Consider the following 23,438-nt stretch of genomic DNA (forward strand, 5'->3'; position numbering starts at 1 on the left):
CGGGGGGCGGGGTCACGTATCGGCCCCGTCGCGGGCCAGCAGGCCGTATTTGCGCAGTTTGACGTAAAGGCTTTGTCGGGACAGGCCCAGCATCTCGGCGGCGGCGACGCGGTTGTTGCGGGTCAGTTCCACCGCGGTTTCGATGCACATCTTTTCCACGACATCGGTGGTCTCGGCGACGATATCCTTCAGCGTGGCGGACCCGACCAGTTCCATGACCGACCGCATCGCGTCGTCGGACACGGCAACGCCGGGCTTGCGCACCACCTCCATCCGGCTGGCGTCGCGGATGACGAAGACGATGGCAGGCGTGGACTGGTCGGCCAGGTAGGTGGCCGAAATCTCGACCGAGACCTGCGCGCCGTATTCGCCCGACAGTTTCGTGGCGAACATGCGCATCTGGCCGGTGCGGGTGGCGTTTTCCACCAGCACCCGCAGATCGACGCTGCCACGCACCAGGTAATCGCCCAGCGAGCGGCCCTTGACCGCGGCCAGTTGCGGCGCGTCGGTCAGGCCCAGGAAACTGTCATTCGCCGACAGGATCACGCCGTCGCGGTCGGTGAACACGATGGCATCCACGCCATGGTGATACATCGCCTGCAGGCTTTCGTTCATTTCGTCGCCGGCCTGCGCGCCATCGGCGACCGGGTCCAGGCGGCACAGGACCAGCCGTTCGCCCGCAGCCCGAAAGGCGGTGGCGTAAAGGCGCACGGCCTGCCGGGTGCGGCGGGTTTCCAGTTCCGTCGGGCGGGTTTCGTCCGCGGTGGCGGCCTGGGTCAGCATTTCCATGAACTCGACTCGGCGGCGGCCCTCGAACTCATGCGCGACAGAGGCGCCGATCAGGTCGTTGCGCGCCACGCCCAGCAATTCGCAGGCCACCGGGTTGGCATCCACCACCCGGCCCGATTTAGCACCGACGAAGAGGAAGGCATCGCGGGTCGCCTCTGTCAGGACGCGGTAGCGGGTGTCGTATTCGCGCTGGCTTTCGTAGTCGCGTTCAAGGGCAAGCTGCGCCTCGATCAGTTGCATCTGCATTTCCGCGATGGGGCGCAGGTCGCGGCCCAGCATCAGCAGCACGTTTTCGTCCGGCCCGATCCGGTGGAAGGAGTAGCGCACCGGGAAATCCCAGCCTTCGCCCTCGGCGTGGTTCAGTTCTACCGCCTTGGCGGGGGCCTCGCCCTCGGACATCTGGCGCAGCCGGGCCTCCAGCTTGGGGCGGCTGTCCTCGGTCAGGATGTCGCGGATGTTCAGACCTTCCCAGTGGTCCAGCTGGCCAAAGGCGCGGTGCGTGGGGTTGACCAGCACCGACAAAACCTTGCCCTCCAGCGAGATGACCAGCGACAGGTCGGCGGCGGTGGCGATGATTTCGCCCAGCATTTCGGGCGCGACAAGGGGGATCGCGCCGCTGTTCCAGTATTTCGTGCCCCGTGACGTCACCGCCTGTGCCCCGGCCCTGCGGGCCGCCCCCTATCGTTCATCATGTCGCGCCGTCTTGCCCGCGCCTGCCAGCGCGGGGGCCTGCAATCCGCACATCCGCAGCGCCTCTTTCGGGTCAGCGGTCGCGTGATCGGCGCCGGTCTGCGCGCAGATCTGGCGCGCGGCGCCCGGCCCCTCAACCACGTGGCCGCCAACGACCAGCGGCACCCGGCCTTGTGTCGCCCGGCGCAGCAGGGCCACCAGGCGGCGCACGGCGTCCAGCTTGTGCATGCAGGAAACGGAAAAGGCGATCATGTCGAACTGCCGCGACGCAGCCTTTTGCTGAAGCTCGTCGTCCCCCTGGCCCAGACACAGGCAGACCGACAGCCCCAGCCGCCGCATCTGGTTCGCGGCCATCATGCCGCCAAGGGTATGATATTCCTCGACCGGGACGATCAGCATCACGTTGGGCGCATCCGGTCCGGCGGTGATTTCGACGTCCGAGGGTTCGCCCATCTCGCGCAGCATTGCCTGCAACCGCGCCGTGGCGATGGTGACATCGGCAAATCCCAGTTCGTCGCGGGTCCAGCGATCGCCCAGTTCGCGCGCGGCGGCGGGTATATAACAGTCCAGGATCACCTCTGGCCCGACCCCGTTGCCGCGCAGCGCCGACAGCGAGTCGGTGCGGATCGCGGTGCCCCCGCGCAGCAGGTCGGCGCAAAAATCGGTCAGCACCGCCCCATCGACGCCCTGAAGGCCGGGAGCGGCGCGATGAGCAAGCGCAGAAAGCACCTGAGTGGCCAGCGATTCCACCTCGCCGTGATGGACGGCATCGTCCGCCGCCGGAGAGACACGTCGCTGGGTGTCAGCCATGGCCGCCCTCCGCCCGCGCGAACGGACCGGCGCGGCGGATTCGCCCGCCCCCCCATTTTGCCCGCGCTGCATTGTCAAAGCCGATTGACACTTCGTTGCCCTCTTGCCCAGAGGAATCGAGTCAGGTCGCCCTAAGCACGTTGTATTCCGTGACTTTTATGGACGACCCGCGCATAGGCGGACCCCTCTTTCCGTATCGAGTGTAAACTTAAAGAGTGTAAATTACAATTGACACTTTCGGCGGCAGAGGGCTAACGTGACGCAGCCACCGCTTGCCAGGGAGTCGGAGGATGCCAGCTGAGTCGGGAGGCGCCAAAAAGGCGTTTCAACTGTACACGCCGGAAGAGCGCCGGCGCCGCGACGAAACCGTCTGGACCATCGTTCAGGGCGTATTGGCGCCGCTGCAGTTCCTGGTGTTCCTTGTCTCGCTGGGGCTGGTCGTTCGTTACCTGCTGACAGATGTTGGATACACGGCGGCGACGATCTCCATCGTTATTAAGACGCTGGTCCTTTATACCATCATGATCACCGGCGCGATCTGGGAAAAGGTCGTGTTCGGCAAGTACCTGTTCGCGCCCGCCTTCTTCTGGGAAGACGTGTTCTCGATGCTGGTGATCTTCCTGCACACGCTATACCTGTGGGCGCTGCTGACGGGCAATATCGGGCCGACCGGGCAGATGGTGATCGCCCTGGCCGCCTATTGCGCCTACGTGATCAATGCCGCGCAATTCCTGTGGAAATTGCGCATGGCCCGCCTGCAGGGCCAAGCCGAGGCCGTTGCATGACCGACTACACTCCCCAGCCACCTGCCGCTGGTTGCCGAAATGCCCCCATCGTGAAAGAGCGCGGCCAGCGCGAGGTCTTTTGCGGGCTGACCGGCATCATCTGGCTGCATCGCAAGATGCAGGATGCCTTCTTCCTTGTCGTAGGGTCGCGCACCTGTGCGCATCTGCTGCAATCGGCCGCCGGCGTTATGATCTTTGCCGAGCCGCGCTTTGGCACCGCGATCCTTGAGGAAAAGGATCTGGCCGGCCTGGCCGACGCGAATGCCGAGCTGGACCGCGAGGTTGACCGCCTGCTGGCGCGGCGCCCCGATATCAAGCAGCTGTTCCTGGTCGGCTCTTGTCCGTCCGAGGTGATCAAGCTGGACCTGCACCGCGCCGCCGAACGGCTGACCGAACGGCACGCGCCCCATGTGCGGGTGATGAACTATTCCGGCAGCGGGATCGAAACCACCTTTACCGAGGGTGAGGATGCCTGCCTGGCAACGATGGTTCCGACCCTGCCTGACACGGACGAACGGCAACTGCTGCTGGCCGGGGCCCTGCCCGACGTGGTCGAGGATCAGGCCGTTTCCCTGCTGTCTGCCATGGGGATCGAACCGATCCGCTGCCTGCCCGCGCACCGCGCCGCGGAAACGCCGGGCGTGGGGGCGAACACCGTGGTTGCCCTGACGCAACCCTTCCTGAACGAAACCGCCGCGCTGCTGGAACGGCGCGGGGCGAAAATCCTGTCCGCCCCCTTCCCCTTTGGCGAGGAGGGCACGACCGCCTGGCTGTGGACCATCGCGCAGGAATTCGGCGTTTCGCCCGAAACCTTTGCCAAGGTCACCGATGCGCCCCGCGCCCGCGCGCGCAAGGCCATTGCCGCGGCCAGGGAAACGCTTGATGGCAAGTCGATCTTCTTCTTCCCCGACAGCCAGCTGGAAATTCCGCTGGCGCGCTTTCTGACCCGCGAATGCGGGATGAAAGCGGTCGAGGTCGGCGCGCCCTTCATCAACAAGCAGATCGTCGGTCCCGACCTAGACCTGCTGGAAGAGGGGCCGGTGATCGCAGAAGGGCAGGACGTGGATCTGCAACTGGACCGCTGTCATGCCGCGCGGCCCGACCTGACCGTCTGCGGGCTGGGTCTGGCCAACCCGCTGGAGGCCGACGGCCTGTCCACCAAATGGGCGATCGAGTTGGTCTTTACCCCGGTGCACCTGTACGAACAGGCGGGCGATCTGGCGGGGCTGTTCGCCCGGCCCCTGCGCCGCCGTGAAATCCTGTCCGATCTGGAGGGCGCGGCATGAAGCTGACCGTCTGGACCTACGAGGGCCCGCCGCATGTGGGCGCGATGCGCGTTGCCACGGGCATGAAGGGGCTGCATTACGTCCTGCATGCGCCGCAGGGCGATACCTATGCGGACCTGCTGTTCACCATGATCGAACGGCGCAACCACCGCCCGCCGGTCAGTTACACCACCTTTCAGGCGCGCGATCTGGGGGCCGACACGGCCAACCTGTTCAAGACCGCGCTGCACGACGCGCATGAACGGTTCCAGCCGCAGGCGATGATCGTCGGATCCTCTTGCACGGCCGAACTGATCCAGGACGACCCCGAGGGGATGGCCGCGACGGTGGACCTGGGCATTCCGATCATCCCGCTGGAACTGCCCAGCTATCAGCGCAAGGAAAACTTCGGCACGGACGAGACGTTCTTTCAGATCGTCAAGCGTCTGGCCAGGCCGATGGACCGCACCGCGCATGTATCGGCCAACCTGATCGGCCCTACCGGCCTGGGTTTCCGCCACCGCGACGACATCGTCGAGGTGACCGCCCTGCTGGAAGAGATGGGGATCAGCGTGAACGTGGTCGCCCCCATGGGCGCCACGCCCGCAGACATCACACAGATGGGGCAGGCCCATTTCAACGTGCTGATGTATCCCGAACATGCCGAGGCCGCGGCCCGCTGGATGGAACGCAACCTGGGCCAGCCCTATACGAAAACGGTGCCCATCGGCGTCGGCGCGACCCGCGATTTCATCAATGAGGTGGCGCAGATCGCAGGGGTGGAACCCAAGGCCGATGATTCGCGCCTGCGGATGCCGTGGTATTCGCAATCGGTCGATTCCACCTACCTGACCGGCAAGCGCGTGTTCCTGTTCGGGGATGCGACCCATGTGAAATGCATGGCCCGCATGGCCCGCGACGAGATGGGCTTCGAGGTTGTCGGCCTGGGCTGCTACAACCGCGAATTCGCCCGCGATATCCGCGCCCTGGCCAAGGAATACGGCGTCGAGGCGCTGATTACCGACGACTACCTCGAGGTTGAAAAGACCATCGAGGATCTGGCGCCGGAAATGATCCTGGGCACCCAGATGGAGCGCCATATCGGCAAGCGTCTGGGCATCCCCTGCGCGGTGATTTCGGCGCCCGTCCATGTGCAGGACTTTCCCGCCCGCTACTCGCCCGTCATGGGCTGGGAGGGCGCGAACGTCATCTTTGATACGCTGGTGCACCCGCTGGTCATGGGGCTGGAGGAACACCTGCTGCACATGTTCCGCGAGGATTTCGAGTTCCACGACGAGGCCGGCGCCTCGCACCATGGCGGCGCGGCCAAGCTGCGCGCCGTGGATGCCCCCGCGCCGGAACCGCAAACCGATCAGCCGGCCGCTGCACAGGCCCCGGCCGAGGGCGATATCGTGTGGCTGTCCTGTGCCGAAAAAGAGCTGAAGAAGATCCCCTTCTTTGTCCGCGGCAAGGCCAAGCGCAACACCGAGAAATTCGCGCTCGAAAAGGGCGTGCACGAGATCAGCGTCGAAACTCTGTACGAGGCAAAGGCCCACTATGCGCGATAACCGTGATGTCCCCGGCTACCGTGTCGTCATCGTCACGCTGGATTCCCACTCTGCCGGCCCGGCAGAGCGCGTGACCGAACGGCTGGCCGACGATTTCCCCGGATTGCAGGTCTCGGTCCATGCCGCGGCCACCTGGGCGGAAAACCCCGAGGCCTTGGCCATGGCCAAGGACGATGTGCGCCACGGTGACATCATCCTGGTCAACCTGCTGTTCATCGAGGAACACATCACCGCTATCCTACCCGAGTTGCAGGCGCGCCGCGATGACTGCGACGCGATGATCGGCATCATTGCAGACAAGCAGATCGTCCAGCTGACCAAGATGGGCGACCTGGACATGACCAAGCCCGCCTCGGGCCCGATGAAGCTGCTGAAAAAGCTGCGCGGTGGGGCGAAAGAGGGCGAAAACGCCCAGCCGCGCAACGGCGGCGAAAAGCAGATGGCGATGCTGCGCCGCCTGCCCAAGATGCTGAAATACGTGCCCGGCAAGGCGCAGGATCTGCGTGCGTGGTTCATGACCATGCAATACTGGCTGGGTGGCTCGGACGACAATGTCGAGCAGATGGTGCGCTTTCTGATCTCGCGCTACGCGCACGAGGAATCCTGGCGCGGCGGCGCGTCCGAGGCGCCTGTCGAATACCCCGAGGTGGGCCTGTATCACCCCGACATCCCCCACGGCATCACCACCGAGGTGGACGCCCTGCCGCGCCCCGCCCAGCCGGTGGCGACCGTGGGTATCGTGATGATGCGCTCCTATATCCTGGCCTCTGACACCGCGCATTACGACGCGGTCATCCGTGCCCTGGAGGAACGCAATATCCGCGTGATCCCGGCCTTTGCCGGGGGGCTGGACGCGCGCCCGGCGATCGACACCTATTTCAAGGGCGAGGACGGTGTTCATATCGACACGATGCTGTCGCTGACCGGCTTCAGCCTGATCGGCGGGCCGGCCTATAACGACAGCGAGGCCGCCGTCGAGGTGCTGAGCGACCTGGATATTCCCTACGTTGCCGCGCACCCGCTGGAATTCCAGACCCTGGGCCAATGGAGCGAATCCTCGGGCGGGCTGGGGCCGGTGGAAACCACCATGCTGATCGCCCTGCCGGAACTGGACGGCGCGATTTCGCCCACCGTTTTCGGGGGCCGCCATGGCGCCGAGGGCTGCAAGGGCTGCCCCCATGATTGCAGCCAGAAGGGCGGCGAATCCAAGGAGATGGCCCCCTGTTCCGAACGCGTGGCCACGCTGGCCGCGCGGGTCGAACGGCTGGCGAAACTGCGCCGGTCGAAGGTGGCGGAACGCAAGGTGGGCGTGATCCTGTTCGGTTTCCCGCCGAACGCGGGCGCGGTGGGCACCGCCGCCTATCTGTCGGTATTCGAAAGCCTGCTGAACACCCTGCGCCGGATGAAGGACGAGGGCTACGACGTGGGCGAACTGCCCGGGTCGGTGGACGAGTTGCGCACCGCGATCCTTGAGGGCAACGCCAAGCAATACGGCCAAGAGGCCAATGTCTGCGCCCATGTGTCCGCCGATGACATCGTGCGCGGCACCCCCTGGCTGCAAGAGATCGAAGAGGTCTGGGGCCCCGCCCCGGGCAAGATCCGGTCCGACGGCCGCGGCGTTTTCGTTCTGGGCCACGAGTTTGGCAACGTCTTCGTGGGTGTGCAGCCGACCTTTGGCTATGAGGGCGACCCGATGCGGTTGCTGTTCGAAAAGGGGTTCGCGCCGACCCATGCCTTCAGTGCCTTCTACCTGTGGCTCAAGAACAACTTCCGTGCCGATGTCCTGTTGCATTTCGGGATGCACGGCGCGCTGGAATTCATGCCGGGCAAGCAGGCGGGCATGGGTTTCCGCGACTGGCCGGATCGGCTGATCGGCGACATGCCCAACGTCTATCTCTACGCCTCGAACAACCCGTCCGAGGCGACGCTGGCCAAGCGGCGGTCCAACGCCGTGACGATCACGCACCTGACGCCGCCGCTGGCGGCCTCTGGCCTGTACAAGGGCTTGCAGGAGCTGAAGGACAGCCTGACTCGCTGGCGCCAGACCCTGCCGGGCAGCCCCGAACAGGCCGATCTGGAAGAACTGATCAAGATGCAGGCCGAGGCCGTGGACATGGGCGGCACCCCGCCCGAAGAGCTGTGGCTGAAGCTGCTGGAAACCGAGGACGCGCTGATCCCCGACGGGCTGCACGTTGTCGGCCGCCCGGTGACCGAGGAAGAGCGCGCCGAACACCTGCGGGTGATGTGCGATGTGGATGACGAGACCCGCGAACGGGTCGATCACTGGTTGCAGCAGGATACCGAACTGCCCGCGATCATGCGCGCATTGGGCGGGCGCTACATCCAGCCCGTGCCCGGCGGTGACCTGATCCGCTCGGCCGAGGTGCTGCCCACCGGGCGCAACATCCACGCCTTTGACCCGTTCCGCATGCCCACGCAATTCGCCATGCAAGAGGGCGCGAAACAGGCGCAGAAACTGCTGGAGGCCGCTGCTGACCTGCCGCGTTCTGTCGCGATGGTTCTGTGGGGGTCGGACAACATCAAATCCGACGGCGGCCCGATCGCGCAGGCAATGGCGCTGATGGGTGCGCGCCCGCGGTTCGACAGCTATGGCCGCCTGTCCGGCGCCGATCTGGTCCCGCTAGCGGAACTGGGCCGCCCGCGCATCGACGTGGTGATGACGCTGTCGGGCATCTTCCGCGACCTGCTGCCCCTGCAGACCCGCATGCTGGCCGAGGCCGCGTGGAAGGCCGCGACCGCCGACGAGCCGCTGGAGATGAACTATATCCGCGCCCATTCCCTGGCCCATGCCGAGAAGATGGGGGTGGACATTGAAACCGCCGCGCTGCGCGTCTTCTCCAACGCCGAAGGCGCCTATGGGTCCAACGTCAACGCGCTGGTGGACAGCGGTGCCTGGGGCGACGAGGACGAGTTGGCCGACGCCTACGAGGCCCGCAAGAGTTTCGCCTATGGCCGCGACGGCAAGTCCAAGGCCAACGCCGCGCTGCTGCAGCAAACGCTGAAGGATGTGGATGTCGCCTATCAGAACCTCGAAAGCGTGGAACTGGGCGTCACCACGGTTGACCACTATTTCGACACGCTCGGCGGTATTTCCCGCGCCGTGAAGCGCGCCAAGGGGAGCGAGGCCGCCGTCTTCATCGGCGACCAGACCCGTGGCGAGGGCAAGGTGCGGACGCTGAAGGAACAGGTCGATCTTGAAACCCGGTCGCGCAGCCTAAACCCGAAATGGTTCGAGGGCATGCTGAAACACGGGCACGAAGGCGTGCGCCAGATCGAGGCGCAGGTCACCAACACCCTGGGATGGTCCGCAACGACGGGCCAAGTGGAGCCCTGGGTGTACCAACGGCTGTCGGAGACCTTCGTCCTGGACGAAGAGATGCGCAAACGGCTGGCCAACCTGAACCCCGCCGCAAGTGCGAAGATGGCCAACCGCCTGCTAGAGGCGCATGACCGCAACTACTGGCAACCCGACGCCGAAACCCTGGCTGCGCTGCAGGCCGCGGCCGACGAGCTGGAAGACCGGCTGGAAGGAATCGCGGCCGAATAGAGCCGCAAACGGAGGGAACCATGAGCCCCAGAGATGAAATTCCGGTGCTGAAGGGCGAGGACGGCGAAGGCTCTGTCCAGGTCCATCAGGACCCCGACATGAAGATCGAGGGGGCCAAGGTCTTTTCGGTCTACGGCAAGGGCGGCATCGGCAAATCGACGACCTCGTCGAACCTGTCCGCGGCCTTTTCGATGCTGGGTAAACGGGTGCTGCAGATCGGCTGCGACCCCAAGCATGACTCGACCTTTACCCTAACGGGCCACCTGCAACCCACGGTGATCGACGTTCTGAAAGAGGTGGATTTCCACCCCGAGGAACTGCGCCCCGAGGATTTCGTGACCGAGGGTTTCAACGGTGTGCAATGCGTCGAGGCCGGCGGCCCCCCCGCGGGCACCGGCTGCGGCGGCTATGTCGTGGGCCAGACGGTCAAGCTGTTGAAACAGCACCACATGTTGGAAGATACCGATGTGGTAATCTTCGACGTGCTGGGCGACGTGGTCTGCGGCGGCTTTGCCGCGCCCCTGCAACATGCCGACCGCGCGGTGATCGTGACCGCCAACGATTTCGACAGCATCTATGCGATGAACCGGATCATCGCCGCGGTGCAGGCGAAATCGAAAAACTACAACGTCCGGCTGGCCGGCTGCATCTGCAACCGTTCCGATGGCACCGACCAGGTGGACAAGTTCTGCGATCGGGTGGGGTTCAAGCGGATCGCGCATATGCCGCTGGTCGATGCAATCCGCCGGTCGCGCCTGATGAAAAAGACGCTGTTCGAGATGCCCGACGACGAGGATATCGTTCAGTGCCGCGCCGAGTATATCCGCGTCGCGGAAACCCTGTGGAACGGGACCGAGCCGCTGGCGCCCGAACCGCTGCCCGACCGTGAAATCTTTGAACTGCTTGGATTCGATTGATGAGCAGCAGCTACGCCAAGACCCGTGAACGGCTGGAACACTATTTCGGTCGCACCGCCGCCAAGACGTGGGAGCATCTGACCTCGGATGCGCCGGTGTCGCGGATCCGCCAGACCGTGCGCGAAGGGCGCGATCAGATGCGCGCGCAGATGCTGTCGCGCCTGCCCGAGGATCTGACCGGCAAGCGCGTGCTGGATGCGGGCTGCGGGGCCGGGCCGATGACCCTGGAACTGGTGCAAAAGGGCGCCGAGGTGGTCGCGGTGGACATTTCCGCCAGCCTGCTGGACGTGGCCAAGGCCCGGATCCCGGACCGTTATCACCGCCAGATCACATTCGTTGCCGGGGACATGCTGGCCGACGATCTGGGCAAGTTCGACTACATCATGGCGATGGACAGCCTGATCCACTACAAGTCCACCGACATCGCCGCCGCGCTGGCAAAGCTGTCGGCGCGAACCCGTGGCAAGGTTGTCTTTACCGTCGCACCCAAGACCACCTTGTTGACGGTCATGCATGTGACCGGCAAGCTGTTCCCGCGCTCTGACCGCTCACCGCGGATCATTCCGCATTCGGAAAAGAAGATTGCCAAGGCGCTGAAAAAGGCGGGTGTGAACGGGGCGTTTCGGCCGCTTGGCCGTGTGGCCAAGGGGTTCTACATCAGCCAGGCGATGGAGCTGGAGCCATGATCCTAGGCCCCCGCAAACTGGCCCAGCTCGGCATGCGCTACATGCCGTTCGCAGACGCCGCGACGGAAGAGTTTCCGTTGCACCAGTTGCTGCGTCTTTCGCTGTTCCAGGTTTCGGTGGGCATGGCGACGGTCATGCTGCTGGGCACGCTGAACCGCGTGATGATCGTGGAAATGGGCATTCCCGCCACGATGGTCGCGGTGATGATCGCGCTGCCGGTTCTGACCGCGCCGTTCCGGGCGCTGATGGGGTTCAAGTCCGACAATTACCGATCCGCCATCGGGTGGAAGCGTATCCCCTACATGTGGTTCGGGTCGCTCTGGCAGATGGGCGGGCTGGCGGTGATGCCGTTTGCGCTGATCGTGCTGTCGGGCGACCAGACCCTGGGCCCGACATGGGCGGGCGAGGCGCTGGCCGCCGCGGCCTTCCTGATGACGGGGCTGGGCATCCACATGACCCAGACGGTGGGGCTGGCGCTGGCCTCGGACCGGGCGTCGGACGACAACCGACCGCGAGTCGTGGCGCTGTTGTATGTCATGTTCCTGCTGGGGATGGGCGTTTCGGCCGTCGTGATCGGGTTTTTGCTGCGCGATTTCAGCCAGATGACCCTGATCCGCGTGGTGCAGGGCGCCGCGGCGATGACGCTGGTGCTGAACCTCGTCGCGCTGTGGAAGCAGGAACCGATGAACCCCATGAGCAAGGAAGAGCGGTCCACGCGCCCGCCCAGCTTTGGCGATGCGTGGCACGACTTTGCCAGCGGGGGACGCGCGGGGCGGCTGCTGGCCGTGGTGGCGCTGGGCACGCTGGCCTTCAACATGCAGGACGTGCTGCTGGAACCCTATGGCGGCGAGGTGCTGGGCCTGTCGGTGGCGGCGACCACCCTGTTGACCGCGACCTGGGCGGCGGGTTCGCTGGGCGGTTTCGCCATGGCGGCGCGCTGGCTGGGCCATGGCATGAACCTGTATCGCATGGGCGCGATCGGCATCATGTCGGGGATCGGCGCCTTTGCGCTGGTGATCCTGGCCGGGCCGTTCCAGTTCGCGCCGATCTTTTACCTTGGCGCCGGGCTGATCGGGTTCGGCGGCGGGTTGTTTGCCGTGGCGACGCTGACCGCGGCGATGTCCCTGCCGGTGCAGGGCAAGGCGGGCCGTGGCCTGGCGCTGGGCGCCTGGGGCGCGGCACAGGCAACGGCGGCGGGCCTGTCCGTCGCCATCGGCGGCACGGTCCGGGACGTGGTGAATCACCTCGCGCTGTCGGGCACGTTCGGCAAGGGGCTGGAAACGGCCACCACCGGATACGCGGCGGTCTACCACATTGAGATCGTGCTTCTGTTCGTGACACTCATTGTCTTGGGGCCGCTTGTGCGGTCGTCGGACATCAACCATCCCAACAGGGATTCCTCGGCCAAGATCGGGCTGGCCGACTTCCCAACCTGACCCGGAGGACCGAAACCCATGGTCAATGCATTCTTTGGAAACTTCGATCTGGCCGCTCTGGCGATCTGGTCGTTCTGGCTGTTCTTCGCTGGCCTGATCTTCTATCTCCAGCGCGCGAACATGCACGAGGGCTTCCCCCTCGAAGACGAAGCGGGCAATCCTGCCCCCAACCAGGGCATGTTCTGGCTGCCGGAACCCAAGACCTACAAGCTGCCGCATGGCCAGGGCGACAAGACCGTCCCCGACATGCAGACCGACCCGCGCAATGCCGATCTGGCGCTGAAAAAGACCACGCCGAACAACGGCTACCCGCTGGAACCCACCGGCGACCCGATGCTGGATGGCGTTGGCCCGGCGGCCTGGTGCGCCCGCAAGGACGAACCGGAACTGGACGGCAAGGGCCATCCCAAGATCCAGCCGATGGCGGCGCTGAGCACCTTCAAGGTGTCGGCCGGCCGTGACCCGCGCGGCATGGATGTCGTTGCCGGCGACGGCGCGGTGGTCGGCAAGGTCGTCGACATGTGGGTGGACGAGCCAGAGCAGGTCGTTCGCTACCTTGAGATCGAGCTGAACGGCGAATACGGCAGCGGCCGTCGCCTGCTGCCGATGCAGGTCGCCCGCCTGGGCTGGCTGAAGCCGGTGGTCCATGTCCACTCGATCTACGGCAAGCACTTCGCCAACGTGCCGACGATCAAGTCGACCAAGCAGATCACCAAGCTCGAAGAAGAGAAGGTCTGCGCCTACTACGCCGGCGGCAAGCTGTACGCCGATGTCGAGGAGCGGCTGGAACCGCAACTCTGATCTGCCCAAGGACGCGCGCACATGTCGCACGACGATTTCGAGATCGAGCCGATCAAGGGGCTGCCCGCACAACTGCCAGAGGGTGAGGAAATCCTCTGGCAGGGGTCGCCGAACTGGTGGGCCCTGGCCCGTGAAAGCCTGTGGCTGGACTGGGTCGCATTGTATTTCGTCGCGCTGTTCGTGTGGCGCACTTTGGCTGCCGCCGGGGATATGCCCTTGGCACAGGCGGCGGCCGGGGCGACGTTTTTCCTGGTCATGGGGGCCGTGGTGTGTCTGTTGCTGATCGCCATGGCCCTCGCCAACGCAAAGGCGTCCGTCTACACCGTTACAACCCGGCGCGTCGCCATGCGGATCGGCGCGGCGGTCACGATCAATCTCAGCCTGCCCTATACGCGGATCGGCAATGCGAACCTGCATCTGCGCAAGTCGGGGATCGGCAGCATCGCGTTCGAGATGATCGGAAACCACAAGATTTCGTACATCCTGTGCTGGCCACATGTCCGCCCCTGGCGGATCAGCCGCACGGAACCCGCGCTGCGCTGCATCCCTGACGCGGCGAAAGTCGCCAAGATCATCACCGAGGCGGCCGAAACGCGGGTTGCCGAACCGAAACTGACCCGCGTCACCGACGACGACCCGTTGGCGGCGGAGTAAGCCATGTCTGACAAGAACTCGAAGAAACGCCCTCAGACCGAGGACGAAAAGGTTCCGTCGATCCTGCTGAAAGGCATGTTCGGCGTCGCCCTGTTCAGCCTTTTGATCGTGACCTATGCCGTTGTCACCGACAAACCCAAGGCCGCGATGCCGGATCTGGACGCGCCGATCGCCCAGGAACGGGAAATCGTGCTGGTGGGCAGCATGACGGGCGCGGCCACGGTCTATGACACCGAGGGCAACGTGATCCACGAATACGCCGCCGACGAAGGAGGATTCGTCGCCGGCATCTGGCGGGTGCTGCAACGCGAGCGCGGCAAGATCGATGCGCCGATGGACGCGCCCGTGCGACTGGTCCGCTACGAAAGCGGGCGGCTTTCTCTGTTCGACGACCTGACCGGTTGGCGGGCAGAGCTTGTCGGTTTTGGGGCCGACAACACCGCAGCATTCGCGCTGCTGCTGGACAAGGAGGAGGCGCAATGACCTCTCTCCTCATAAAAAAACGGGAACCGAAAGATGGGAATTTTCACCAGGGAAAAGGAGACGGCACCCTGCACGGTTGAAGTCTCTCACAAGTTCGAAAGCCTGCACGCGCATGTGCGGTTCAACAACGGGGCCGTCGTCCATCCGGGCGACGAAGTGCTGGTCCACGGCCCCGAGATCATGGCCCCCTATGGCGAGGTCGTGACCGAGGACCGGGTTGCAACGATCACGCGGGCCAGCGGCCTGGGGCGGTTGTGGACCCGGCTGACCGGCGATCTGGAATTCATGGAACTGTGCGAATTCTCCTTCTCGGGGGAGGCGACGCTATGAACATGAATGCCCACACCGCCGATGCCACCACCGTCGAAGAGGGGCTGGCCATCCAGGAACAACAGGCCGTTCTGGACAGCGAATCCGCAACCGCTGTGGCGATGCAGGACACGCTGCTGACCCCGCGCTTCTACACCACCGATTTCGAGGAACTGGACGCGATCGACGTGACCCCGGTCCGCGCCGACTGGGACCACCTGATCGCCGAGATGCGCACCGATCCCAACAAGGGTCATTTCAAGAAGGATGACACCTGGGATCACGTCGATTGGGACGCGATGGAGCCTGAGCTGAAAAAGGAATTCATCGACTTCCTCATCAGCTCTTGCACGGCAGAGTTTTCGGGCTGTGTCCTGTACAAGGAAATGAAACGGCGCGGCCACAACAAGGATGTGACCGAACTGTTCCAGCTGATGGCGCGGGACGAGGCCCGGCATGCGGGCTTCATCAACGATGCGCTGCGCGAGGCGGGCATTGCGGTCAACCTGGGCTTTCTGACGCAGGCCAAGAAATACACCTATTTCCGGCCCAAGTTCATCTACTACGCCACCTATCTGAGCGAAAAGATCGGCTATGCCCGCTACATCACGATCTATCGCCACCTGGAGGCCAACCCCGACAAGCGGTTTCACCCGATTTTCAAGTGGTTCGAGGAGTGGTGCAACGACGAGTTCCGCCACGGAGAGGCCTTTGCCCTGCTGATGAAGACCGACCCCAGGCTGACCGCTGGCGTCAATGTGTGGTGGATCAAGTTCTTCCTCACGGCGGTGTTTGCCACGATGCACGTGCGCGACCACCAACGCCCGGCCTTCCACGACGCGTTGGGAGTTGATACCGATTGGTATGGGCAAGAGGTGTTCCGCAAGACGTCGGATCTGTCGAAACAGATCTTTCCGATCACGCTGGACATCGACCACCCACGCTGGAGCAAGGGGCTGAACATGCTGCAACGGGCAAGCGCCCAGGTCGATGCGGGCAAACGCAAGGGCGGGATCGGCGGCAAGCTGACCGAATGGACGGGCGCCGCCAAGGCCGCCCTGGCCTTTGCCGCGCTCTATACGATCCCGGCCAAGCGCCACCAGGTGCCGGCCTCTACCCGGCTGGAGCCTGCGTATTGATCGCGTCGGCCTGGTTCGCGGCGCTGGCGGCGCTGTTCATCTGGTGGTTTTCCACCGGCGCCATCCTGTATGTCGTGCGCCGGGCCGAACGTCGGGGCCGCATCGGCCATCTGCAGGCGACGATCATGGCCCTGCCCCTGATGGGGGGCGGGATCTGGCTGTTCGAGATCGGGCGCCATTTTGAAACCGTGGGCGCGACCTATTTGTCCTTTTTCGCGGCGATCCTGATCTGGGGCTGGGTCGAGCTGGCCTTTCTGACCGGGGTCATCACCGGCCCCAACACCAGCCATTGCCATGGCCAGGCGAAGGGCTGGGAACGCTTCATGCGGGCCTATGGCACGATCGCCTATCACGAAATCCTGCTGGTCGGCATTCTGCTGGTGATGCTGATGACCAGCCAGCACGCGCCTAATCCCGTTGGGCTGTGGACCTTTATCGTGCTGTTCTTTGCGCGCATCTCGGCCAAGCTGAACCTGTTTTTGGGCGTGCCCAAGATCAATGTCGAGTTTCTGCCGACGCCGCTGGTGCACCTGCCCAGCCATTTCCGCATCGCCAAGATGAACTGGCTGTTCCCCTTTTCGATCTCGGCGCTGACCTTTGCCGCGGCCTGCTGGATGGAACGGCTGTTCGCGGCAGAGGCGGCCCACCAAACGGTGGGCTTTGCCCTGCTGGCCGCGCTGACGGCGCTGGCCCTGCTGGAACACTGGCTGATGGTGCTGCCCCTGCCGGACGAGCGTTTGTGGCGCTGGATGCTGCCCGCCCCGAAAGAGGATCGCGCGGCCAAGCCCGGCACCGCCACCCCGCGCAAGCGTTTGGGCGAGTTCTGAGCAGCCTTTCCCCCCAAGCTTGTTGCACCTTTTAATCATTTGACGTTCCGGGCACTGCACGCCATGGTATGCCCGGTTCAATCTAGTCAGGGAGAGACTGATGAAAGTGAAATTGGCTCTGGCTGCCGCCGCTGCCATGTCCGCTGGCCCCGCGCTTGCCGTTGACGTGTCCGGCGACGCAGCCGCCGGTGAAAAGGCGTTCCGCCAGTGCATCACCTGCCACGTCGTCGTCGATGACAGCGGCGAAACGCTGGCGGGCCGCAACGCCAAGGTGGGGCCGAACCTGTACAAGGTGCCGGGCCGCCACGCCGGGCAGATCGAGGGTTTCCGCTATTCGGACTCCATGTCGCAGGCCGGTGAGAATGGTCTGGTCTGGGTCGAGGAAGAGTTCGTGAAATACGTTCAGGACCCGACCGGCTACCTGCGGGAGTACCTGGGCGACTCCAAGGCCCGCGGCGCGATGACCCACAAGGTTCGTAAGGAAGACGAGGCGGTCGATATTTACGCCTACCTTGCCAGCCTGGGCGTGCACGAAGAATAAGACTGCGGCATTCCATGCCAAAAGGGCCGGTGGCAGCGCGCCACCGGCCCTTTTTCTTTGCTCGGTCGGATGCGGGCTCAGTCGAAGGCAGTGCCCGACTTGATCCCCAGCCTTTTGAAGATGATCGCAGCGGGGCAAAAGCCGGTCACGGCGCTCTGCATCATGTTCACCCCGATGAAGGCGGTGAAGAGATACCACCAGCCTGACACCCAGGTGCCAAGCGCCAGCGTCAGTAGGATCATGAACCCGGCAAACATCAGGACGGCGCGGTCAAGGGTCATCGGATACTCCATTGATGAATGGCATGTTTCCCCCGTGGACCACGGGCGAAACCTCTGGGGCCGATGTTACATTCAAGGACATGAATGTAAAGTGCCGCGATTGCCCGCCGTGCCGCTTTTCCCCTTGACGCCCCCCGGCGCTTGGCATATCCCGCCACTCGCTTCAGGCGGAGTAGCTCAGTAGGTTAGAGCAGCGGAATCATAATCCGCGTGTCGGGGGTTCAAGTCCCTCCTCCGCTACCATTTCCCCCACCTTACATCCTGCACGCCTTGGCCCGGCCACGGTTGCCCAAATCCCCGCGCCGCCCCTGCGCAGGGCGCAGGGGATTGCCGGTAAGTTGCGGTGTAGGGGATCAGCCCAGGTGATCGCTGAACTGCGCGACGACCCGTTCGTAAACATCGCGCTTGAACGGCACGATGCTTTCGACCAGGTGGCCGGGGTTTAGCCAGGTCCATTCGGAAAACTCGGGGTGTTCGGTGGCGATGTCGATCTGGTCGTCCCGGCCCAGATAGCGCATCAGGAACCACAGCTGTTTCTGCCCGCGATACTTGCCCTTCCAGACCTTGCCCAGCAATTCCGGCGGCAGGTCGTAGTGGACCCAGTCGTCGGTCTGTCCGATCACCTCGACCAGATCGGCGGTGACGCCGGTTTCCTCCCACAACTCGCGCAGGGCGGCGGTGCGGGGCTCTTCGCCCTTGTCGATGCCGCCCTGGGGCATCTGCCAGGCGGGCTGGGGGGTGTCGTTGCGTCGGCCGACGAATACGCGTCCGGCCTCGTTCATCAGCATCACGCCCACGCAGGGGCGGTAGGGCAGCTTGGCGATGTCTTCGGGGGTCATGCGCGTGCGGGGCCGGCGCGGGGCCGGCCCCCCTTTCCTATTGCTCGGTCCGCAGGGCCGACAGGCCCTTGAGGATGTCGACGGCATAGGCCAGCTGGTAATCCTCTTCGCGCAGCTTGGCGGCGGCCTCGGCGCGTTCCAGCTCTTCTTCCAGTTGGCGGCGTTCGTCGTCGGTCATGCTGTCATTGCCAAGCGCGCCGCGCAGGTCGGCCTCGGACCGGCGGAAGCGGGCGGCCGCGCTGTTTTCCTCTTCTTCCGCGGCGGCGGGGCGGCGGGGCGGCTGGGGCACCACGATGTCGGGCGCCACGCCAAGCGCCTGGATCGAGCGGCCCGAGGGGGTGTAATAGCGCGCGGTGGTCAGGCGCATCGCGCCGTCGCCACGCAGCGGCACGACCGACTGCACCGACCCCTTGCCAAAGCTCTTGGTGCCGATCACCACCGCGCGGCGGTGATCCTTCAGCGCGCCGGCCACGATTTCCGAGGCCGAGGCCGAGCCGCCATTGATGATGACGACCATCGGCTTGCCGTCGATCAGCTCGCCCGGTTGGGCGTTGTAGCGGTCGCTGTCGGCGGGGTTGCGCCCGCGGGTGGACACGATCTCGCCCGCGTCCAGGAACGCATCGGACACCTTGATCGCCTGGGTCAGCAGCCCGCCAGGGTTGTTGCGCAGGTCCAGCACCACGCCCTCGACCATGTCCAGGCCGCCCAGTTCCTCGACCGCCTTTTCCCATTCCTCCTGCAGGTTGGGGTAGGTCTGATCGTTGAACGTGGTGATGCGCAGGACAACCGTGTTGCCCTCGATCCGCGAACGCACGGCGGTCAACTTGATCGTGTCGCGGATGATGGTCACGTCAAAGGGCTCGTCCTCGCCCTCGCGCACAACGGTGATGACGATCTCGCTGCCCACGGGGCCGCGCATCAGGTCCACGGCCTCGTCCAGGGTCAGGCCAAGCACGCTTTCGCCGTCGACATGGGTGATGAAATCGCCCGCGGCGATTCCGGCCTCGTCCGCCGGGGTGCCGTCGATGGGAGAGACCACCTTGACGAAGCCCTCTTCCTGCGTGACCTCGATGCCAAGCCCGCCGAATTCGCCGCGCGTCTGCACCTGCATGTCGTCGAAATCGCGCGGCGGCAGATAGCTGGAATGCGGGTCCAGCGAGGTCAGCATGCCGTTGATCGCGGCCTCGATCAGTTCGGCCGAGTCGACCTCCTCGACATACTGGCCGCGGATGCGTTCGAAGATGTCGCCGAACAGGTCCAGCTGCTGATAGACCGACTGAGAGCTTTCGGCCTCTTGTGCCATCAGCGGCGCGGCCACCTGGGTCGCCGCCACGGCCCCGGCCAGCGTGCCGCCCAGAGCGGCCATCACGAATCTTTTCATCTCAACCTCAATCCCTTGTCGCGGCGCGTGTCACGGTGAACCAATCGGACGGGTTCACCGGGCGACCGCCCTGTCTGAGTTCCATATAAAGCGTTTCCGTCCGCCTGTCGCCACCTGTCGCCGCCACCGGGTCCAGAACCGCCTGCCGGTTGGGATCGGCCCCGCCCATCAACCCGACCGGGTGGCCGGGGGGCAGAACCTCGCCCACATCACCGTAAACCTGCGCAAGCCCGGCCAGCACCAGCAGATAGCCCTCTGCGGGCTCCAGGATCATCACATTTCCGTAGTCCAGCAACGGCCCACGGTACCGGATGGTCGCCGGAACAGGCGTGGTGACAAGCGCCAGCGGGCGGGTCGCCAGCACCAGCCCGGGGCGCGTCACGCCTGCGGCGTCGGCCTCGCCCGCGCGGCGCAGAACGGTGGCCTGTACGGGCAGGGGCAGGCGGCCCTTGCGCGCGGCGAAATCCGGGGGTGCGCTGCCGTCGGGTGCGGTGGTACCGCCCGCAGACGCCAGCCCCGTGGCAAAGCTGTCCAGCGTGTCGCTGCCCTGTAGCAGGGCGCGCAGGCGGTCGGGATCCTCGGCAAAGCGGCGGGGCAGGGTGCGCCGTTCCGACATGGCCTTGGACAGCGCGGTGCGCGCCTGCTGGGCGCCGGCCAGCCCCTCGGCCAGGGTATCGGCGGCGCTTTCCTGCAGGCTGCGCATCAGGGCCACCTCTTGCAACCGGGCGCGCAGGGCCTCGGCCTCGGCCTGCAGGGCGGGGGTCACCTCGCCCAGCAGCATCCCGGCCCGCGCGGTGCCCAGCGGCCCGGCCGGGTGCAGCAACAGCGCCTCGGGCGCGCGTTCCATGCCCATCATCACGCCCAGCAGGCGGCCCAGTTCGGCGCGCTGCGCGTCCAGTTCCAGCGTGATGGCGCGTTCGCGGATCGCGGCGCGGCGCAGCCCGGCGCGCAGGGCGGCCAACCCCTGTTCATAGGCGCGGATAGTATCGGTCAGGGCTGCGACGCGGTCATTGGCGCCCTGGGCGGCATCCAGCGCGCGGCCCGCGTCGCGCAGGGCCTGGGCGGCGGCGCGCGCGATTTTGGCGGGATCGGTCTGGGCGGGCGCGGCGGGGGGCAGCCCCGCCAGCGCCAGCGCCAGGATCGCGGCGCGCGCCGACCTCATGCCCCGATCAGGCTTTGGCCCGTCATCTCGGGCGGCTGGGGCAGGTTCATCAGTGCCAGCACGGTGGGCGCCAGATCCGACAACCGCCCGTCGCGCAGGTGCGCGCCCTCTGGTCCGCCGACCAGGATCACCGGCACCGGGTTCAGGGTATGCGCGGTATGCGGCCCGCCGGTTTCCGGGTCGATCATGGTTTCGCAGTTGCCGTGATCGGCGGTCACGATCATCGCACCGCCCGCCTTTTCCAGCGCGTCCAGCGCACGGCCCAGACCCGCATCCACGGCCTCGCACGCCTTGATCGCGGCGGGCAGGATGCCACTGTGGCCCACCATGTCGGGGTTGGCGTAATTGACCACGATCAGGTCATAGGCGGCCTCGATCGCCTCGATCAGCTTGTCGGTGACCTGGGCTGCGCTCATTTCCGGTTGCAGGTCATAGGTCGCGACCTTGGGCGAGGGCGGCATGAACCGGTCCTCGCCCTCTTCCGGCACTTCCTTGCCGCCGTTGAGGAAGAAGGTCACATGGGGGTATTTCTCGGTTTCGGCCAGGCGGAACTGGCGCAGACCCTGTTTGGCGATCCATTCGCCCAACGTGTTCACGATTTCCCGCTTGGGGAAAACGGTGGTCAGCCAGGCGTTATGGGCGTCGGAATATTCCACCATGCCCAGGATGGCCGCGAATTGCGGGCGCTTGCCGGTTTCGAAATCGTTGAAATCCGGCTGGGCAAAGGCGCGCAGGATTTCGCGGGCGCGGTCGGCGCGGAAATTCAGGCAGAACAGGCCATCGCCATCGCGCATGCCGGGCGCGTCGCCGATCACGCTGGGTTCGATGAATTCGTCCGTTTCGCCCCGCTCATAGGCGGCGGTCACGGCGTCCAGGGGGGTGTTCACCTCTTCGCCCAGGCCGTTGGCCATTGCGTGATAGGCCAGCTGCACCCGTTCCCAACGGTTGTCGCGGTCCATCGCGTAATAGCGGCCGATCACGCTGGCGACATGGGCGCCCTCGGGCAGGGCGGCATCCAGGTCCGCGATGAACCGGCCAGCCGATTTCGGCGCCACGTCGCGCCCGTCGGTGATGGCGTGGATCGCCACCGGCACGCCCGCACCCGCGATATGGCGGGTGGCGGCCAGGATATGGGTGATGTGCCCGTGCACCCCGCCATCGGACACCAGCCCCATCAGGTGCGCGGTGCCGCCGGTTTCCTTCAGCCGGGCGATGAAGTCGTTCAGCGCGGCGTTTTCGAAGAAGCTGCCATCCTCGATCGCCAGGTCGATCTGGCCCAGGTCCATCGCTACCACGCGGCCCGCGCCGATATTGGTGTGCCCGACCTCGGAATTGCCCATCTGCCCCGAGGGCAGGCCCGCATCGGGGCCGTGCGTGGTCAGTTGCGCATGGGGGCAGGTGGCCATCAGCCGGTCGAAATTCGGGGTGTCGGCCTGAAACGGCGCGTTGCCCTCGGGGGTGGGGCCGATGCCCCAGCCATCTAGGATGCACAGGATGACGGGTTTGGGTGTGCTCATCAGGGGGCCCTTTCCACGGTTGTCCCCTTCTAGGTCCGCGGGCGCGGCAGGGCAACCGCGGCAACCCGATTGCGGCCCGTTCCGGGCCACGCCTTTTGTGGCGCGCCCGTGCCGGGGGCGCGTGGGGGTATTTGGACCAAGAAGAAGATCAGGCGCGGTGATAGGGGGTGCCGGCCAGGATCGCGGCGGCGCGGTAAAGCTGTTCGGTCAGCATCACGCGGGCCAGCATGTGCGGCCAGACCATGCGCCCCAGCGAAAGCTTGACATCCGCCCGGGCGGTCAGCGCGGGGTCCAGCCCGTCGGCGCCGCCGATCACGAAGGCCGCGTCGGACCGCCCGTCGTCGCGCCAGCGGGCCAGCAGGGCCGCGAATTCGGGTGAGGAGAGCGTCTTGCCCCGTTCGTCCAGCGCGCAGAGCGTTGCGCCCTGGGGCAGGGCGCGGGTCAGCAGCTGGGCCTCGGCGGGTTTGCCGCCGCCCTTGCGATCCTCGACCTCGTTGAGGGTCAACGGGCCCAGCCCGAGGGGGCGCCCAGTGCGGTCGAACCGGCGGGTGTAATCGGCGATCAACTCGGCCTCTGGCCCGGCGCGCAGCCGGCCCACGGCGCAGACATGGACGCGCATCAGGCCTGGGCGGTAACGCTGCCCGGGGCCATCCACATCTTTTCGAGCTGGTAGAACTCGCGCACCTCGGGGCGGAAGACGTGAACGATGATGTCGCCCGCGTCGATCAGCACCCAGTCGCCCTGGTCCTTGCCCTCGACCTTGGTCGTGCGGCCCAGTTCCTGTTTTAGGCGATCCTTCAGCTTGTCCGAGATCGAGGCCACCTGCCGGGTCGAGCGCCCCGAGCAGATCACCATGTAATCGGCCATGCTGGATTTGCCGCGCAGGTCGATCGTGGTGATGTCTTCGGCCTTGTCGTCTTCGAGAGAGGCGCGGATATGGGCGAGCAGATCCTCGCTGGACATATCGGGAAACAGCCCGGTCATGGCTGC

The 23,438-nt window shown here is 65.4% G+C and carries 23 protein-coding genes and 1 tRNA gene; 15 read left to right on the forward strand and 9 right to left on the reverse strand.

Annotated elements, in window-relative coordinates; genetic code table 11:
• Positions 1 to 12: 12 nt before the first annotated feature.
• Together ppsR and EV656_RS03080 are read right to left on the reverse strand one after the other, a co-directional pair.
• A complete protein-coding gene (gene ppsR, locus EV656_RS03075) occupies positions 13 to 1,437 on the reverse strand; it encodes a transcriptional regulator PpsR (protein ID WP_132599317.1) in 1,425 nt (474 codons plus the stop codon).
• A 30-nt stretch (positions 1,438 to 1,467) separates the two neighbouring features.
• Positions 1,468 to 2,289 carry a cobalamin B12-binding domain-containing protein gene (locus tag EV656_RS03080; RefSeq protein ID WP_165918926.1) on the reverse strand — a complete coding sequence of 274 codons (822 nt, stop codon included), beginning with the start codon at positions 2,287 to 2,289 and terminating at the stop codon, positions 1,468 to 1,470.
• A gap of 290 nt (positions 2,290 to 2,579) precedes the next feature.
• Between EV656_RS03080 and bchF the strand changes: the two genes are divergently transcribed.
• The 14 genes from bchF to EV656_RS03150 all read left to right on the forward strand — a co-directional run bounded on the left by bchF (position 2,580) and on the right by EV656_RS03150 (position 17,268).
• Entirely contained in the window at positions 2,580 to 3,074 is a 495-nt protein-coding gene (gene bchF, locus EV656_RS03085; RefSeq protein ID WP_132599321.1) for a 2-vinyl bacteriochlorophyllide hydratase, read from the forward strand.
• Positions 3,071 to 4,360 carry a ferredoxin:protochlorophyllide reductase (ATP-dependent) subunit N gene (locus tag EV656_RS03090; RefSeq protein WP_132599323.1) on the forward strand — a complete coding sequence of 430 codons (1,290 nt, stop codon included), beginning with the start codon at positions 3,071 to 3,073 and terminating at the stop codon, positions 4,358 to 4,360. Before bchF ends, EV656_RS03090 begins: the two co-directional genes overlap by 4 nt.
• Positions 4,357 to 5,907: a ferredoxin:protochlorophyllide reductase (ATP-dependent) subunit B gene (bchB, locus tag EV656_RS03095; RefSeq protein WP_132599325.1), complete on the forward strand. Its 1,551-nt coding sequence runs from the start codon at positions 4,357 to 4,359 to the stop codon at positions 5,905 to 5,907. The genes EV656_RS03090 and bchB overlap by 4 nt, the downstream gene beginning before the upstream one ends.
• On the forward strand, positions 5,897 to 9,475 hold the full coding sequence (locus tag EV656_RS03100) for a magnesium chelatase subunit H (protein WP_132599327.1): 3,579 nt from the start codon (positions 5,897 to 5,899) through the stop codon (positions 9,473 to 9,475). Before bchB ends, EV656_RS03100 begins: the two co-directional genes overlap by 11 nt.
• Before the next feature lie 20 nt (positions 9,476 to 9,495).
• Positions 9,496 to 10,392: a ferredoxin:protochlorophyllide reductase (ATP-dependent) iron-sulfur ATP-binding protein gene (bchL, locus tag EV656_RS03105; protein WP_132599329.1), complete on the forward strand. Its 897-nt coding sequence runs from the start codon at positions 9,496 to 9,498 to the stop codon at positions 10,390 to 10,392.
• Positions 10,392 to 11,078 (forward strand): magnesium protoporphyrin IX methyltransferase, encoded by a 687-nt coding sequence (gene bchM / locus EV656_RS03110; protein WP_132599331.1) that lies wholly within the window; start codon positions 10,392 to 10,394, stop codon positions 11,076 to 11,078. The genes bchL and bchM overlap by 1 nt, the downstream gene beginning before the upstream one ends.
• Positions 11,075 to 12,514, forward strand: a complete 1,440-nt coding sequence (locus EV656_RS03115; RefSeq protein ID WP_132599333.1) for a PucC family protein — start codon at positions 11,075 to 11,077, stop codon at positions 12,512 to 12,514. The genes bchM and EV656_RS03115 overlap by 4 nt, the downstream gene beginning before the upstream one ends.
• 18 nt (positions 12,515 to 12,532) lie before the next feature.
• Positions 12,533 to 13,315, forward strand: coding sequence for a photosynthetic reaction center subunit H (gene puhA, locus EV656_RS03120; protein WP_132599335.1), 783 nt, complete (start codon positions 12,533 to 12,535; stop codon positions 13,313 to 13,315).
• Positions 13,316 to 13,336: 21 nt separating this feature from the next.
• Positions 13,337 to 13,969 (forward strand): photosynthetic complex putative assembly protein PuhB, encoded by a 633-nt coding sequence (gene puhB, locus EV656_RS03125; protein WP_132599337.1) that lies wholly within the window; start codon positions 13,337 to 13,339, stop codon positions 13,967 to 13,969.
• A gap of 3 nt (positions 13,970 to 13,972) precedes the next feature.
• Positions 13,973 to 14,452, forward strand: a complete 480-nt coding sequence (gene puhC, locus EV656_RS03130; RefSeq protein ID WP_132599339.1) for a photosynthetic complex assembly protein PuhC — start codon at positions 13,973 to 13,975, stop codon at positions 14,450 to 14,452.
• Positions 14,453 to 14,485: 33 nt separating this feature from the next.
• The gene (locus tag EV656_RS03135; RefSeq protein WP_132599341.1) at positions 14,486 to 14,782 is read left to right on the forward strand and encodes a hypothetical protein; all 297 of its coding nucleotides are present in this window, start codon (positions 14,486 to 14,488) and stop codon (positions 14,780 to 14,782) included.
• Positions 14,779 to 15,900 (forward strand): magnesium-protoporphyrin IX monomethyl ester (oxidative) cyclase, encoded by a 1,122-nt coding sequence (gene acsF / locus EV656_RS03140; protein ID WP_200276574.1) that lies wholly within the window; start codon positions 14,779 to 14,781, stop codon positions 15,898 to 15,900. Before EV656_RS03135 ends, acsF begins: the two co-directional genes overlap by 4 nt.
• The gene (gene puhE / locus EV656_RS03145) at positions 15,897 to 16,727 is read left to right on the forward strand and encodes a putative photosynthetic complex assembly protein PuhE (protein WP_242469030.1); all 831 of its coding nucleotides are present in this window, start codon (positions 15,897 to 15,899) and stop codon (positions 16,725 to 16,727) included. The genes acsF and puhE overlap by 4 nt, the downstream gene beginning before the upstream one ends.
• A 100-nt stretch (positions 16,728 to 16,827) precedes the next feature.
• On the forward strand, positions 16,828 to 17,268 hold the full coding sequence (locus EV656_RS03150) for a c-type cytochrome (protein ID WP_132599345.1): 441 nt from the start codon (positions 16,828 to 16,830) through the stop codon (positions 17,266 to 17,268).
• A gap of 77 nt (positions 17,269 to 17,345) precedes the next feature.
• Here EV656_RS03150 and EV656_RS03155 read toward each other — a convergent pair whose 3' ends face one another.
• The gene (locus EV656_RS03155; protein ID WP_132599347.1) at positions 17,346 to 17,549 is read right to left on the reverse strand and encodes a YgaP family membrane protein; all 204 of its coding nucleotides are present in this window, start codon (positions 17,547 to 17,549) and stop codon (positions 17,346 to 17,348) included.
• A 166-nt stretch (positions 17,550 to 17,715) separates the two neighbouring features.
• Between EV656_RS03155 and EV656_RS03160 the strand changes: the two genes are divergently transcribed.
• Positions 17,716 to 17,792 (forward strand) — tRNA-Met (locus EV656_RS03160).
• A 110-nt stretch (positions 17,793 to 17,902) separates the two neighbouring features.
• On the opposite strand, the gene EV656_RS03165 is transcribed toward EV656_RS03160, so the two are convergent.
• From EV656_RS03165 to rsfS, 6 genes are all read right to left on the reverse strand, one after another.
• On the reverse strand, positions 17,903 to 18,388 hold the full coding sequence (locus EV656_RS03165) for an RNA pyrophosphohydrolase (RefSeq protein ID WP_132599349.1): 486 nt from the start codon (positions 18,386 to 18,388) through the stop codon (positions 17,903 to 17,905).
• 37 nt (positions 18,389 to 18,425) lie between these two features.
• Entirely contained in the window at positions 18,426 to 19,769 is a 1,344-nt protein-coding gene (locus EV656_RS03170) for a S41 family peptidase (protein WP_132599351.1), read from the reverse strand.
• A gap of 7 nt (positions 19,770 to 19,776) precedes the next feature.
• A complete protein-coding gene (locus EV656_RS03175; RefSeq protein WP_242469029.1) occupies positions 19,777 to 20,931 on the reverse strand; it encodes a murein hydrolase activator EnvC family protein in 1,155 nt (384 codons plus the stop codon).
• A complete protein-coding gene (gene gpmI, locus EV656_RS03180) occupies positions 20,928 to 22,448 on the reverse strand; it encodes a 2,3-bisphosphoglycerate-independent phosphoglycerate mutase (protein ID WP_132599353.1) in 1,521 nt (506 codons plus the stop codon). The genes EV656_RS03175 and gpmI overlap by 4 nt, the downstream gene beginning before the upstream one ends.
• A 148-nt stretch (positions 22,449 to 22,596) precedes the next feature.
• Positions 22,597 to 23,067: a 23S rRNA (pseudouridine(1915)-N(3))-methyltransferase RlmH gene (rlmH, locus tag EV656_RS03185; RefSeq protein WP_132599355.1), complete on the reverse strand. Its 471-nt coding sequence runs from the start codon at positions 23,065 to 23,067 to the stop codon at positions 22,597 to 22,599.
• The gene (gene rsfS, locus EV656_RS03190; RefSeq protein WP_132599357.1) at positions 23,067 to 23,432 is read right to left on the reverse strand and encodes a ribosome silencing factor; all 366 of its coding nucleotides are present in this window, start codon (positions 23,430 to 23,432) and stop codon (positions 23,067 to 23,069) included. The genes rlmH and rsfS overlap by 1 nt, the downstream gene beginning before the upstream one ends.
• Between the last annotated feature and the right edge of the window lie 6 nt (positions 23,433 to 23,438).

The sequence above is a fragment of the Rhodovulum adriaticum genome (assembly GCF_004345735.1).
Lineage (GTDB): Bacteria > Pseudomonadota > Alphaproteobacteria > Rhodobacterales > Rhodobacteraceae > Rhodovulum > Rhodovulum adriaticum.

Excerpts from the sequence above, each read along its gene's own strand:
- EV656_RS03135 (WP_132599341.1), top strand. The coding sequence starts at position 14,486 with ATGGGAATTTTCACCAGGGAAAAGGAGACGGCACCCTGCACGGTTGAA.
- puhC (WP_132599339.1), top strand. The coding sequence starts at position 13,973 with ATGTCTGACAAGAACTCGAAGAAACGCCCTCAGACCGAGGACGAAAAG.
- acsF (WP_200276574.1), top strand. The coding sequence starts at position 14,779 with ATGAACATGAATGCCCACACCGCCGATGCCACCACCGTCGAAGAGGGG.
- bchL (WP_132599329.1), top strand. The coding sequence starts at position 9,496 with ATGAGCCCCAGAGATGAAATTCCGGTGCTGAAGGGCGAGGACGGCGAA.
- bchF (WP_132599321.1), top strand. The coding sequence starts at position 2,580 with ATGCCAGCTGAGTCGGGAGGCGCCAAAAAGGCGTTTCAACTGTACACG.
- EV656_RS03170 (WP_132599351.1), bottom strand. The coding sequence starts at position 19,769 with ATGAAAAGATTCGTGATGGCCGCTCTGGGCGGCACGCTGGCCGGGGCC.
- EV656_RS03090 (WP_132599323.1), top strand. The coding sequence starts at position 3,071 with ATGACCGACTACACTCCCCAGCCACCTGCCGCTGGTTGCCGAAATGCC.
- gpmI (WP_132599353.1), bottom strand. The coding sequence starts at position 22,448 with ATGAGCACACCCAAACCCGTCATCCTGTGCATCCTAGATGGCTGGGGC.
- EV656_RS03150 (WP_132599345.1), top strand. The coding sequence starts at position 16,828 with ATGAAAGTGAAATTGGCTCTGGCTGCCGCCGCTGCCATGTCCGCTGGC.
- bchM (WP_132599331.1), top strand. The coding sequence starts at position 10,392 with ATGAGCAGCAGCTACGCCAAGACCCGTGAACGGCTGGAACACTATTTC.
- puhA (WP_132599335.1), top strand. The coding sequence starts at position 12,533 with ATGGTCAATGCATTCTTTGGAAACTTCGATCTGGCCGCTCTGGCGATC.
- EV656_RS03165 (WP_132599349.1), bottom strand. The coding sequence starts at position 18,388 with ATGACCCCCGAAGACATCGCCAAGCTGCCCTACCGCCCCTGCGTGGGC.
- bchB (WP_132599325.1), top strand. The coding sequence starts at position 4,357 with ATGAAGCTGACCGTCTGGACCTACGAGGGCCCGCCGCATGTGGGCGCG.
- EV656_RS03080 (WP_165918926.1), bottom strand. The coding sequence starts at position 2,289 with ATGGCTGACACCCAGCGACGTGTCTCTCCGGCGGCGGACGATGCCGTC.
- EV656_RS03175 (WP_242469029.1), bottom strand. The coding sequence starts at position 20,931 with ATGAGGTCGGCGCGCGCCGCGATCCTGGCGCTGGCGCTGGCGGGGCTG.
- rsfS (WP_132599357.1), bottom strand. The coding sequence starts at position 23,432 with ATGACCGGGCTGTTTCCCGATATGTCCAGCGAGGATCTGCTCGCCCAT.
- EV656_RS03100 (WP_132599327.1), top strand. The coding sequence starts at position 5,897 with ATGCGCGATAACCGTGATGTCCCCGGCTACCGTGTCGTCATCGTCACG.
- puhB (WP_132599337.1), top strand. The coding sequence starts at position 13,337 with ATGTCGCACGACGATTTCGAGATCGAGCCGATCAAGGGGCTGCCCGCA.
- rlmH (WP_132599355.1), bottom strand. The coding sequence starts at position 23,067 with ATGCGCGTCCATGTCTGCGCCGTGGGCCGGCTGCGCGCCGGGCCAGAG.
- EV656_RS03115 (WP_132599333.1), top strand. The coding sequence starts at position 11,075 with ATGATCCTAGGCCCCCGCAAACTGGCCCAGCTCGGCATGCGCTACATG.
- EV656_RS03155 (WP_132599347.1), bottom strand. The coding sequence starts at position 17,549 with ATGACCCTTGACCGCGCCGTCCTGATGTTTGCCGGGTTCATGATCCTA.